This window comes from Pseudomonas sp. FP597 (assembly GCF_030687435.1).
GTDB lineage: Bacteria > Pseudomonadota > Gammaproteobacteria > Pseudomonadales > Pseudomonadaceae > Aquipseudomonas > Aquipseudomonas lactucae.
Window position 1 is genome coordinate 3550570 of record NZ_CP117432.1, and the last position, 13185, is coordinate 3563754.

Consider the following 13185-nt stretch of genomic DNA (forward strand, 5'->3'; position numbering starts at 1 on the left):
TAGCCCCGTGATCGATTCGGTCATGGGGCTTTTTTTGTTTGAAATATCCTAAAAAATTGAAAACAAGACCCTTACGTCCTACGTAGCCTCATTAAGAATCAAACTCCGATAATGCCCCGGATTTGACCCGCTCCACTTACGAAACGCTTTATAAAACGAACTGGTATCAGCAAACCCCAATCGCTCGGCTATCTCGGCAAAACTGATCTGCGGCTCTGCCAGCCACACGATAGCCAACTCCTTGCGCACGCTGTCCTTCAACCCCTGATAGGTCTGCCCTTCTTCCGCCAGGCGGCGGCGTAAAGTCGAGGCGGAAATACAGTGAACCGCCGCCAGGCCCTCGGTTTCCGGCCAGGTATCGGGCGGCATCTGACGCAGATCGTGCTTGATACGCATGGCCAGGCTGTCGGGATCGCGGTATTTGACCAGGATGTTGGCCGGCGCCTGGGCAAGGAAGCGCTTGAGTTCTTCCGGGCTGCGCTTGATCGGCAGGTCGAGGCACTCAGCGGAAAAAATCATGCGCGTACGGGGTCGGTCAAAGCGCAGGTTGTCTGAAAACATCACCCGATAATCATCACAAAAATCCGGCGGCGGGCAGCGCAACTCGATGGCCAGGATCGGGATGCGCCGCCCGGCCAACCAGCAGGCGACGCCGTGCACGATCATCCAGTAGGTGAAATAGGTAAAGGCGCGATTGGGCTCGACATCGGGTTCCAGCAACACAATTTCCGCAAGGCTCTGTTGGCGCACCAGTTGCGCCGGCAGGTGTTCCAGCATCAGCGAGAGGAAGCCCAAGCCGGTTTCCAGGCCGGCCGCCAGGCTCGGTTGCGCGATGGCCGCCCGGCAGAGAAACGCCAGGCTGCCGGACTTGAGCCTGCGCGGGTCCATGCCGAAAAACTCATCATCGCAACGCCGCGCCAGCAAGCGCCACAGGCGTGCATAGGCAGCCGCCGGCACGCGGGCGGCAGGCTGTTGCAGCAGCGCCGGGTCGATCCCGACTTTGCTCAGGGCCTCGGCGGTGGCCGCCCCCGGCTTGCAGCTCTGCAACAAGGCTTCGCGCACCAGGTGGATGGAGATGGTGTCTTTTTCCGACATGGGCAGTGGGGCAATCCGCTCGTGCATAAGGTGGCGTGCATCATAAGGGCGGTTGCGCTTTGCCACCACCGTTCAGCCGCCGTTCAGCAAAAGTCAATATTTCACGTTTAGCAATGAGTATCATTATGTTACAACTTAGCACCCTATCTAATGACCCTGCGGTGCTGAATGCTCGTCCCTTTTCTGATCATGCTGCGCGAAGGCATTGAAGCAGCCTTGATCGTTGGCATCATTGCCAGCTACCTGCAACAGACCGGCCGCGGCCAGTGGATGCCCGCCGTGTGGATTGGGGTGTTCCTCGCCGCTGCGCTCGCCCTGCTGGTGGGCGGCGGCCTGGAACTGGTCAGCGCCGAGTTCCCGCAGAAACAACAGGAGCTGTTCGAAGGCGTGGTCGGGCTGGTCGCCGTGGGTATCCTCAGTTCAATGGTGTTCTGGATGCGCAAGGTCGCGCGCTCGATCAAGCATTCACTGCACGCCTCCCTCGATCAGGCGCTGGCCGGGTCCAGGCACCAGGTCATCGCACTGATCCTGATGGTGTTTTTCGCCGTGGCCCGCGAAGGCCTCGAAACCGTGTTTTTCCTGCTGGCGGTGTTTCAGCAGAGCGAAGGCCCCGGCGCACCGCTGGGCGCCCTGCTCGGCCTGGTGTTGGCGATTGTGGTGGGCTTTTTGATCTACACCGGCAGCATGCGTTTGAACCTGGGTGCATTCTTCCGTTGGACCGGCCTGTTTATCCTGGTGGTCGCGGCCGGCATCCTCGCCAACTCGGTGCAGGCCCTGCACGAAGCCGGGGTGTGGAACCACCTGCAAAGCGTGCTGTTCGATTTCAGCGCCGTATTGCCAATGGACAGCCCATTGGGCTCGGTGCTGGCCGGCATGTTCGGCTATCAGGAAGCACCGACCGTCAGCACGCTGGGTGCCTACCTGATTTACCTGGTGGTGGCGCTGGTGATGTTCTTCCTGCCCGCGACGCCGGCCAAGCCAGCCGCTGCCCCTTCTTCCGCTTCCAGCCAGTAAGGACCGTCTCTTGTCCAACCCAACGCCTCAACCTGCCCCGCCATCCCGCGCCTTGCGCTGGGCGGTGGCCGGCTCGGTGGTCGTGATGATCGCCGCCGGCGGCCTGTTCTACTATGCATCGCAACTGGCCGCCGCCAAGCGCCAGGCCAACAGCAATGAAATCGCGGTGACCATCCATGGCCACGCCTGTGAACCCAATGCGCTGACAGTGCCTGCCGGACGCGCGAGCTTTCGCATCATCAACCGCTCCGAACGGGCGGTGGAATGGGAAATTCTCGATGGTGTGCTGGTGGTCGAAGAACGCGAAAACATCGCCCCCGGCCTGAGCCAGGTGATCAATGCCAACCTGTTGCCGGGCGACTATGCGATCACCTGCGGCCTGCTGAGCAACCCGCGTGGCACCTTGCATGTGACCCCCACGGCGGCATCCGATGCCCAGGCCAAGGCCAAGCCGTCGATGGTGGCGTTTATCGGCCCGCTGTCGGAATTTCGTGTGTACTTGAGCAGCCAGGGCATTGCGCTGGTCAAGGCCACGACCGCTCTGCAACAGGCGATCGAGGCCGGTGACCTGGCCCAGGCCCAGGCGCTGTATGTGCCGGCCCGCGCGGCCTACCAGCGCCTGGCCCCGGCAGCCCAACGCCTGGCGGAACTGGACAATGCCATCAACGCGCGCGCCGATTACTTTGAAAAACGCGAGCAGGACCCGGCCTTCAGCGGCTTCCATCGCCTCGAATACAGCCTGTTCCAGCAACGCAGCCTCGATGGCCTGACACCGCTTGCGCAGCGCCTGGTGACGGATGTCACCACCCTCAGACAGCAACTGCTGGCCCAGTCCCTGCCACCGGAACAACTGGTGAACATCGTGGTGCGCAACCTCAACAGCCTGGCCGATGCACGCGCCCTCAGCGGTGAAGAAGAACGTTACAGCCACATCGACCTGAACGGTTTCGCCGCCAACCTGGAGGCCGCCCACAAGGTGGTGGAGCTGATGCGCCCGCTGCTGACCAAATCCGGCGCGCAGCTGTTGCCGAAAATCGACAGTGCCCTTGCCGCGTTCGATGCCGAACTCGCAGGCTTTAAGGTCGATAACACTTACAGCACGTACGACAGCGTTACCGTCGATCAGCGCAAGCAGATCGCCGACAAGGCCAAGGCTCTGGCCGTTGCACTCGATGGAATCGACCCCGCCCTTGGCCTTTCCGGCCTGCAGTGAAGACGACCGCACAAATGAGTGATACCCGACAGTTTGATGCACAACGCCGCCGTGTCCTGCTGGGCATGGCCGCCACCGGCGCAGCGATTGCCGGTAGCAGCCTGGCCTGCCCGGCCATGGCTGCCGCCGAGCAAGTCACCACGGCTCCGCGCAGCGACAAGACCCAGGACCACCACGACTTTTTTGGCCCGCACCAGAGCGGCATCGTCACCCCGCGTCCGGCCTGCGGCATGGTCGTGGCGTTCGACGTACTGGCCAGCGACCGCGAAGACCTGGAGCGCCTGTTCCGCACCCTGAACGAACGCATCAGTTTCCTGATGACCGGCGGCCCCGTGGCGCAGGTCGACCCGAAACTGCCGCCTACCGATTCCGGAATCCTCGGCCCGGTGGTCACACCGGACAACCTCACCATCACGGTATCCGTCGGCGAGTCGCTGTTCGATGAGCGCTTCGGCCTCGGCGCCGTCAAACCCAAGCGCCTGAGCCGCATGGTCGGCTTTCCCAACGATGCGCTGGAACCGGCGCAGTGCCATGGCGACTTGAGCCTGCAGTTCAGCTCCAATACCCCGGACACCAATATCCACGCCTTGCGCGACATCGTGAAAAACCTGCCCGACCTGCTGCTGGTGCGCTGGAAGCAGGAAGGCAGCGTGCCGCCCCAGGCGCCCGCCAAGCCCGGCACGCCTGCGCAGAGCGCGCGTAACTTCCTGGGTTTTCGTGACGGTTCGGCCAACCCCGACTCCAACGACGACAAGGCGATGAACCAGATTGTCTGGGTACAGCCCGGCAGCGACGAGCCCACCTGGGCGGCCCATGGCAGCTATCAGGCAGTGCGCATCATCCGCAACTTCGTCGAACGCTGGGACCGCACGCCCCTGCAAGAACAGGAAAGCATCATCGGTCGGGTCAAGACCACCGGCGCGCCCATGGACGGCCAAATGGAAAGCCAGGTGCCCGACTACAGCAAGGACCCGCACGGCAAATTGACCAAGCTCGATGCGCATATCCGCCTGGCCAACCCGCGTACTCCGCAGACCCAGGCCAACCTGATCCTGCGTCGGCCGTTCAACTACTCCAACGGCGTCAACAAAAACGGTCAATTGGACATGGGGCTGCTGTTCATCTGCTACCAGGCTGACCTGGAGAAAGGCTTTATCAGCGTGCAAACCCGGCTCAACGGCGAACCACTGGAGGAATACCTCAAGCCGGTCGGCGGCGGGTACTTCTTCACCTTGCCGGGGGTCACCGGCCCTAAAGATTACCTTGGACGCACGCTGCTCGCGGCTTCGCACCCCTAAACCACTGCCAATACCTGAAACCAACCCCCACAGCGGAAACCGTCCCATGAAGAAGTCGACTCTCGCGTTGTCGTTGTTAATGACCCTCTCGCCCCTGGCCGCCTTCGCCGCCACGACGGCGCCGCTGGACCTGGTAGGCCCGGTATCGGACTATAAGATCTACGTCACCGAACAAATCGATGAGCTGGTGACCCAGACCCAGGCATTCACCGACGCCATCAACAAAGGCGACCTGGCCACGGCCAAGAAGCTCTATGCCCCGACCCGCGTGCACTATGAATCCATCGAGCCGATCGCCGAACTGTTCAGCGACCTCGACGCGTCCATTGACTCGCGTGTCGACGACCATGAAAAAGGCGTGACCGCCGAGGACTTCACCGGTTTCCATCGCATCGAATACGCGCTGTTCTCGCAGAACTCGACCAAGGGCCTGGAGACACTGACCGCCAAGCTCAACACCGACGTCAGCGACCTCAAGAACCGCGTCGACGGCCTGACCTTCCCGCCGGAGAAAGTCGTGGGCGGTGCCGCCGCCCTGCTCGAAGAAGTCGCCGCCACCAAGATCTCCGGCGAAGAAGACCGCTACAGCCACACCGACCTGTATGACTTCCAGGGCAACATCGACGGCGCGAAGAAAATCGTCGACCTGTTCCGGGGCCAGATCGCGCAGCAAGACAAGGCATTCCTGACCAAGGTCGACAAGAACTTCGCCAGCGTCGACAAGGTCCTGGCCAAGTACAAGACCCAGGACGGCGGCTTCGAGACCTACGACAAGGTCAAGGAAAACGACCGCAAGGCGCTGGTGGGGCCGGTCAACACCTTGGCTGAAGACTTGTCGACATTGCGTGGCAAGCTGGGTTTGAACTGATACACCCCCTCAGGTAACGCGGCAGAGGTCGGCCGGCCCTGGCCACCTCTGCCTCCGGGGCTCAGGCAACCGGCATGGCCGAAGGTTTAAAGTCATGCAAGGGTGTGCCGAACGGTACGCCTTTTTCAGGATCGGTCGCATACCAATGCTCACCGACCTGAATGGCATGAATGACGACCCCTTGTGAGGTTCCGGCTGTACCGGTTTGCACAGGCGTTGACGCGCGACTCCAACCTCCGGCCAGCCAGTAAGCCCTCAGTTTTTCCTCGACGGTGACCAAATGCGGAGCCGCCTTGCCCAGCCTGGAGACGCCGCCGGCCAACAAAGTGATTTTGAACAGGCCTTTGAGCCCGGCATCGACCAGTTGTGCATAACCGTCCGCCGGGTTCATGGCCGCGCTGGTGAACAACACCGATTCCTTGATGAAGTTAAACGCCCGGTCACCGAAACTGGCCACCGGTTTTGACCAGGCGATTTTGGGCGTGACGGGCACCACGGTGCTTCCCAACCTGCGCACGATGCCGATGACCGGGTTGGGGGTCAGCCCCTTGCCTGCGCGCAACAGCGACCGCACTCGACCGCCTGCCCCCAGGGCCAGTCCTCCCACATCCAACGCAAGGTTGAATAAACCACTGCCGATGTTGCCGTTCGTAAAATCCTGGTACGCCCCCACAAACGGCACGAGCCCCGTCAGAATCGCTTTTTCACGTGCTAGCACTTCACGCCGCCGCTCCAGCGGTAATGTGCCTTTGGCCCTGGCAAGCATTCCATCGGCGGACTCATAGAAATTATCCTGGGCAATACGCGTCGCAATCTGGTTGATCTTCGGCGAAGCGAAGCTGTTGGGCACCTCAGTACTCAGCGAGTCACCCGTCGCCGGCGCTTCACCGGGGATCGGCGCACCGAGTGCTTCGATGATCACCTTAGACGTGGTATCGGCGCGCGGCACGCTACCATTTGCATAAGCGTCAAAGTCCACGGCCAGAGGAAACCCACCTGTAAAGGCGACCACGTAGGCACCCTGCAGACCCAAGGGGTTAGGCTTGCCGGCAAGCACGTCGCCCAGCCTCAGTGTTTTGGGAAGGTCGGTACGCTTGACGATTTTCCCATTGGCAAACACTTCGTAATAACGCACGGTGGCGCCGTGTTGAACACGCATCAACGTACCTTGCAGGCCTTTGGCCGCGGCCCGATGCGCCGCCGTTTCTTCGACCGGTGGCAGGCCCGTTTCCGCGCGCAAGGTAAACAGCCTGACCTGGCCTTTTTCCAGGAACTGGCGATCGGCCAAAGGGAGTTCGGCAAACATAAGCTTGAGTTGAGTGCCATAGGCTTTCTGCAACCGTTGGCGGTGCTCGTTGACCGCCGTCTGTACGAGGCTGTCGAGGTCGGGCAGCCGTCGAATACGTGCATCCAGTTCGGCACGTTTGTCCGCAGGCGCTGGGACACCCTGATGGATCTGAAAGGGCGTCGATCTGGGCTGCACCAAGCTCTGCGGCATGTCGTCGGCAAGTATCCATTTGCCGGGTATCAGGTCGCCGGTCATGTACGTTTCTATCAGGGAGCGTGTACGCGGCTCGGAAATGGGCAGGTTGCGACGAGCGTCAACGTCGGCAATCAAGACCTTCATTTTTTCAAGCTGGTCGGGCGTAACGTCTGGGAAAACCTTGAGCAATTGTTCGCTGGCCAGGGACCGACGCATGGGCAGATCAATCAGCGTGTTTACGGCTTCATTGACCTCGCTGCGCTGCTTGAAGAACGCTTCGCTGGCGGTCTTGACCGCCGACGGGGGGTGTTGACCATCCACGGCTGCGGGAACGACACCGTTGAGCACCGCCCAATCGAGCAACACCTTGAGCGCTTCCAGCTGAACCAGGGTAGCCTGGCCCTCACTGGTGGGCGCCAGCGTTGTCAATTCACTGACCTGCTCCTCGCTCATCCTGCGGGAGGTCCCAGGCGCCGTGCGCTCCGCCATCGCCGCCCCGAGGCGCAGTTCCATCCAGGCGGGCGTGCCTATGTGGATCGACTGAGGCACATCCCGCACCAGAAACTCTGGAGCCGCCTGTGCAAAGCCGATATGGGCCGCCAGTGCTGCCATCTTAGGGTCCAGACCGTGGTGATCTTGCAGGTGCTTCTCTACCTCGCCGCGTACCGCGCTGAAGGGGCGCCCCATATTGGCGGGTTGGTACAGGTTGTAGTCGGCGATATGGCCCGGCTTGGCCGGTGCGTTCGGATCGGCACGCAACTTGAGCGCGGCAATCACCAATTGTTGTCGCACGGGCTTGGACAATGGCGTGCCCTGCCATTTCAACAGTCGCGCCAGTTGCTCGCCCAGTGTCAGCGCCTCTTGGCTGTCGAGCAGCTTCTGCAGGTGTTCACTCGGGTGCTGTTGCAGCGCCTGTACACTCTGTTGATCGAGATAGCCCAGACCTCGCGGGCTTGCGCCCTTCCAGTTGTCGTCGAGCCAAGCCTTGAGGAGGGTTTTGTCCTCTGGTGTCAATTGACCGGGTGACCACTCATCGTCCATAAGACCGCTGTAATTTCCAAGGGCCGGAGCCGGCGGTAAAGCGGTGCGCAGCCACTGCACTGCATTGCGCGTCTCGCCAGCGGTTCGGGGCGAGCCGAGGCCCTTGTGATCAAGAAGCTGGCGGATGTCGTAATAAGGCTGCGAATACACGGCATTTCCACGGGTTTGGCTCAGGCTGACCAACGCGCTCAAATCACGGCCCAGGGCCGTCACCTGCGTGACGTAGCTCGTCACGTCGACCCACTCGCCTTCGCTGGTCCGGTGCTCGAGTTTCCCTTCGCAAATCCGAAACGGCTGGCCGGGCCAAAGCAGCTCTTTGCTTTTGAGCAACGCTTGCAGGTCAGGCGATTGGCTGAAGGCCTGAAGACGCTCGCGAAGGGGCTGATCATCCGCTGCCAACGACGAGTCGACCGACAGTGACGCCTGCTGCTGCGACAAATCGACAGGCGTATCGTCAGGCAGGTCCTTGAATTGACCTTGCAGGTATTCGGCCAGGTAGGCGCGCTCATCCAGATCACCAATGGTTTGTCGAACACGCACCACGCCGCTGCTTATTCGCTGATACGGCTCGGGCGACATCACCAGCCCCGAAGTGCGCAGTTGTGTAATGATCTGCGCGCGCTCATCTGTTTCGGCTGGTAACGGCATGCCAAACGCCTGCATTACCAATGAATGAGGCACCCAGTCTTCATCACCGGCCAGGTAATCGACGCCCTTGTCCGCCGGGTCCAGCAGATCCCTGATCGCACGCAGTTTCACACTGGCCTGCCACCAACCGGAGTCGTCCGAGGTATTGAATGTGACGGCCGTGCGCACACCGTTACGGTTGACGTAACCGCTCACGCTGTCCTTACGAAACGTCAGGGTATCGGTCTCCAACCCCTTGCTGGTGAACCACGCCTGTAATTCAGGGTGGGCCAGAACTTGTCGATAGACAGCCAACGCCGGGGCCAGGGAGGTACCCGGCGGCACTTGCACCACGGAATACCCGTCTTGCATCGAGTTGAGCAGACGCTCTCCGAGAAGCTTGTCGGCAGCCCTGCGATCCGGGTTGGCCACTTGCGCCGAAGACAGGGTCCAGCGGTGTGCGGGCGCCAGTGGTGATATATCCCCGGATTCTCGTCGTGTGCGTCGTGCAGAAGCAGACGCCAAAGGCGGTTGAGGCGTCGTCAACTGGCCGGCGACCATGGCGTCCGAGGGATAAGCATGAGGGATGGGCGTAGCGGGCGAAGCGGTAACAGGCATTATCGACATGAACGTTGCTCTTTCGGATTGACCCATGAAGGATTAACCCGCCCATCCCTGAACGGATGGGAGGCACTCTAGAAAGTCTGTCTATGAACAGGTTATCGGATACTTCTGCCCCTCAAGTGGGAATGCGGCGCCGCCACCAGTGGGAAAATTTACAGGATCCGGTACAGCAAGCGCTCGATCCGCACCCGACTGACCCGGCGCAGGAATTTGCCGACTGCGGGTGGGTAGTCCACCAGGGTCTGCAACTGCTGGTAGCCGCCGATGCGCGTGGCGTGCTGGAAAATCTGCGCCAGCTCCGCGCGCCGTGGCGCCAGCCACTGGGCCTTGGGATCATCGATCAGCAAGGCGTTTTCCAGGTCGAGGCGGAACGCTCGAGGGTTGAGGTTGTTGCCGGTGAGCAAGGTGTAACGCTCATCGACCCACATGCCCTTGAGGTGGTAGCTGTTGTCGCCGTCGTGCCACAGGTGCAGGTTGAGTTGGCCACTGTCGATCATTGCCTGATGGCGCTTGGCGAAACGGCGCAGGCTGATTTCGTACAGGTACGGCAATGCCGCAATGACCTTGAACGGCTCGCTGGGCGGGATATAGAAGTCGTTGGCGGTCTTGTCGCCGACGATGATGTCGATCTTCACGCCGCGCGCCAGGGCGCGGTTGATTTCGCGGGTCACCGGCAGCGGCAGGTTGAAGTATGGCGTGCAGAGGGTCAGTTGCTGTTGGGCGCTGGCGATCAGCTCCAGGATCACCCGGCTCAACGGGTTGTTCTTGCCGACGCCCAGCAAAGGGCTCACCGACAAATGGCCATTGGGCAGTTGCCCGGCCGTGGTGTCGTAGGCCGCGTGTTTGAGACGGCTGCGCAGGTCGCCGATGTCGTTGCGCAGGCTGCGGGTGGTGGGCGGGTTCGGCAGGTCGAGACGGTGCACCGCCTTGGATGCCACCAGGCCATGCTCCACCAGGTGCTGCATGGAGTCGGCCAACGGTTGGCTGTGGATCAGGTGGTAACGGTCGAAACGGTACTTGTCGAACTTGTGCAGGTACACGTTGTTCAGGCTGGCACCGCTGTACAGCACGGTATCGTCGATCACAAAGCCCTTGAGGTGCAGCACGCCGAACAGCTCGCGGGTTTGCACCGGTACGCCGTACACCGGCACTTCACTGGCGTGGCTCTGGGTCATGGCCTGGTACCAGGCACTGTTGCCCGGCTGCTTGCCGGCGCCGATCAGCCCGCGCTGGGCGCGCAGCCAGTCGACCACGACGACGATATCCAGCTGCGGCCGCGCGGCCTTGGCCGCGTGCAGGGCGTCGTAGATCTCTTGCCCCGCTTCGTCCTGCTGCAAATACAGCGCGACGATGTAGATACGCCGGGTGGCCTGGGGGATTTTTTCCAGCAGGCAGCGCCGATAAGCATCGGCGCCGGACAGCACCTCAATGGCTTCGGGTGTGACTGGAAAACCACGTAGCTTGGGCAGCAGGGAGCGTTTGAAGAACGACGGCATAAGGCTCGCAATGGGTCGAATCCGAAGAGGGCCCGAGCTTACACCATGAGCCTGCTCAGGTCTCGCTACCGGGCATGGAAAATTTTATCGACAAAGAAGAACGATCGTTCTACTGTATTAAGCATGAACGACATGCCCAGTAATGAAACCCGCGACATTATCCTCGACGTCACCGAGAAGTTGATCTATCGCCATGGCATTGCCGCCACCGGCATGGATTTACTGGTGAAAACCGCCGGCGTCTCGAGAAAAAGTATCTACCGCTACTTCGCCAATAAAGACGAATTGGTGATTGCCGCCCTGCAACGCCGCGATGGGCGTTGGATGCACTGGCTGCGTGGCGAAGTCGAACAGGTCGACGGCAGCGGCGCACGCTTGCTGGCGGTATTCGCCGCCTTGAAAACCTGGTTCGGCTCGGCGGATTTCCGCGGCTGCGCCTTCATCAACACCAGTGGTGAAACCGGCAACCCGAACGACCCGGTGCGCCTGCTGGCCAAGGCCCACAAACAAAAGCTGTTCGAGTACCTGCTCGAACTCTGTACTGCACATGGCACCCCCGACCCCGGACGGCAGGCCGCGCACTTGCTGATCCTGATCGATGGCGCCATCACCGTTGCCCTAGTGATGGGCGATTCAACAGCCGCTGATAATGCGCAATGCATGGCGCAAACGTTATTGGGACTGTGAACGCACGCTGGCGCAACTTCTTCTTAACAGGAGTCATGACATGTCATCCACCCCAGAAACACGCCCGCCCCTCCCGCCGTTCACGCGTGAATCGGCCATCGAAAAAGTGCGCCTGGCCGAAGACGGCTGGAACTCACGCGACCCACACCGTGTATCCCTGGCCTACACCCTCGACACGCAATGGCGCAACCGCGCCGAGTTCGCGCATAACCGCGAAGAAGCCAAGGGTTTCCTCACGCGTAAATGGGCCAAGGAACTGGATTACCGACTGATCAAGGAGCTGTGGGCCTTTACCGATAACCGCATCGCGGTGCGCTATGCCTACGAATGGCACGACGACTCGGGCAACTGGTTCCGCTCCTATGGCAATGAGAATTGGGAGTTCGACGAGAACGGCCTGATGGCCCACCGCTTTGCGTGCATCAACGATATGCCGATCAAGGAAAGCGAACGCAAGTTCCACTGGCCTTTGGGCCGCCGCCCGGATGATCATCCGGGGCTGTCCGACCTGGGCCTGTAAAACCTGCGGGAGGGGCAGTGCCCCTCCCACAGGTGGATCGCTCTCCGGTTATGGATTGCCGACGCAGACTAGTCCTGGTTCAAACCGACCCGATACAGCGCGCCGTTATCTTCATCCGTAAGCACATACAAAAACCCATCCGGCCCCTGCCGCACATCGCGAATCCGCGCCTTCAACCCACCCAGCAAGCGCTCTTCATGCACGACCTTGTCGCCATCGAACTGCAAGCGAATCAGCTCCTGGCTGGCGAGCGCGCCGATAAAGACGTTGTGCTGCCACGGCTTGAAGCGATCGGCATCGTAGAACGCCATGCCGCTGATACCCGGTGATTTCTCCCACACATGACGCGGCTCTACCGTGCCTGCAACGGTTTTGCCCTTGGCTTCGGGAATCGGTGTCAGGGAGTAGTTGATGCCGTGGGTCGCCAGCGGCCAGCCATAGTTTTTGCCGCGTTCGATCACATTGATTTCATCGCCACCCCGAGGCCCATGTTCGTTTTCCCATACCGTGCCGCTCCAGGGGTTCAATGCCAGGCCCTGAGGATTGCGCTGGCCATAGGACCAGATTTCCGGGCGTACGCCTGCCTGGCCCACGAACGGGTTGTCATCCGGCACGCGGCCATCCGGGAAGATCCGCACGACTTTGCCTTGCAGCTTGTCCAGGTCCTGGGCGGTGGGCCGGTCATTGTTTTCGCCAAGGGTCACGAACAGGTAGCCATCACGGTCGAACGCCAGGCGCGAACCGAAGTGATTGCCGGTGGACAGTTTGGGCTCCTGGCGCAGGATCACCTTGAAATCGGTCAAGCCGCTGAGGTCGCTCGCCAGGCGCCCACGACCCACCGCGGTGCCGGCCGTGCCGCCCTTGCCGCCGCCTTCGGCGTACGACAGATAGACCATGCGGTCTTCCTTGAAATCGGGCGACAACACCACATCCAGCAAGCCGCCCTGCCCCTTGGCCCACACCTGCGGGACGCCGCTCAACGGCGCGGAGAGCTTGCCGTCCGGGCTGACGAACCGCAGATGGCCGGGACGCTCAGTCACCAGAAAACCTTGCCTGTCCGGCAGGAACGCGACGGCCCAGGGATGATCCAGGCCTTGGGCGATCGGCGTGACGGAAAGGCTGCCTTGTTCGCTCGGGAACTGTTGGGCATCGGCGGCGTAAACGGCGCTGATGCTGGTTGCACAGATAACGGCTAGCAGGGTTTTGCGTAGAAACATAA

The 13185-nt window shown here is 61.3% G+C and carries 10 protein-coding genes; 6 read left to right on the forward strand and 4 right to left on the reverse strand.

Annotated elements, in window-relative coordinates; translation table 11 throughout:
* Positions 1-78: 78 nt before the first annotated feature.
* A complete protein-coding gene (locus tag PSH66_RS16255) occupies positions 79-1095 on the reverse strand; it encodes an AraC family transcriptional regulator (protein ID WP_141064018.1) in 1017 nt (338 codons plus the stop codon).
* 168 nt (positions 1096-1263) lie between these two features.
* Here PSH66_RS16255 and efeU point away from each other — a divergent pair, with 168 nt between their 5' ends.
* From efeU to efeO (PSH66_RS16275), 4 genes are read left to right on the forward strand one after another with little or no spacing between them, the layout of a single operon-like run.
* The gene (gene efeU, locus PSH66_RS16260; RefSeq protein ID WP_078824855.1) at positions 1264-2109 is read left to right on the forward strand and encodes an iron uptake transporter permease EfeU; all 846 of its coding nucleotides are present in this window, start codon (positions 1264-1266) and stop codon (positions 2107-2109) included.
* 10 nt (positions 2110-2119) lie between these two features.
* Complete coding sequence (efeO, locus tag PSH66_RS16265; protein ID WP_305427218.1) at positions 2120-3322, forward strand: iron uptake system protein EfeO; 1203 nt, start codon at positions 2120-2122, stop codon at positions 3320-3322.
* A 14-nt stretch (positions 3323-3336) separates the two neighbouring features.
* Positions 3337-4620, forward strand: coding sequence for an iron uptake transporter deferrochelatase/peroxidase subunit (gene efeB, locus PSH66_RS16270; protein WP_305427219.1), 1284 nt, complete (start codon positions 3337-3339; stop codon positions 4618-4620).
* 46 nt (positions 4621-4666) lie between these two features.
* Positions 4667-5488 carry an iron uptake system protein EfeO gene (efeO, locus tag PSH66_RS16275; protein WP_003174229.1) on the forward strand — a complete coding sequence of 274 codons (822 nt, stop codon included), beginning with the start codon at positions 4667-4669 and terminating at the stop codon, positions 5486-5488.
* Between the two features lie 61 nt (positions 5489-5549).
* On the opposite strand, the gene PSH66_RS16280 is transcribed toward efeO (PSH66_RS16275), so the two are convergent.
* Together PSH66_RS16280 and pssA are read right to left on the reverse strand one after the other, a co-directional pair.
* A complete protein-coding gene (locus PSH66_RS16280; protein WP_305427220.1) occupies positions 5550-9266 on the reverse strand; it encodes a hypothetical protein in 3717 nt (1238 codons plus the stop codon).
* Positions 9267-9415: 149 nt separating this feature from the next.
* Positions 9416-10759, reverse strand: a complete 1344-nt coding sequence (gene pssA, locus PSH66_RS16285; protein ID WP_078824859.1) for a CDP-diacylglycerol--serine O-phosphatidyltransferase — start codon at positions 10757-10759, stop codon at positions 9416-9418.
* A gap of 123 nt (positions 10760-10882) precedes the next feature.
* On the opposite strand from pssA, the gene PSH66_RS16290 reads away from it, so the two are divergent.
* Positions 10883-11446, forward strand: coding sequence for a TetR/AcrR family transcriptional regulator (locus PSH66_RS16290; RefSeq protein WP_042944779.1), 564 nt, complete (start codon positions 10883-10885; stop codon positions 11444-11446).
* Positions 11447-11486: 40 nt separating this feature from the next.
* On the forward strand, positions 11487-11966 hold the full coding sequence (locus PSH66_RS16295) for a nuclear transport factor 2 family protein (protein ID WP_003174233.1): 480 nt from the start codon (positions 11487-11489) through the stop codon (positions 11964-11966).
* 68 nt (positions 11967-12034) lie between these two features.
* Here the strand turns inward: PSH66_RS16295 and PSH66_RS16300 are convergent, their stop codons facing one another.
* Positions 12035-13183, reverse strand: coding sequence for a PQQ-dependent sugar dehydrogenase (locus PSH66_RS16300; protein ID WP_305427221.1), 1149 nt, complete (start codon positions 13181-13183; stop codon positions 12035-12037).
* Positions 13184-13185 lie beyond the last annotated feature (2 nt).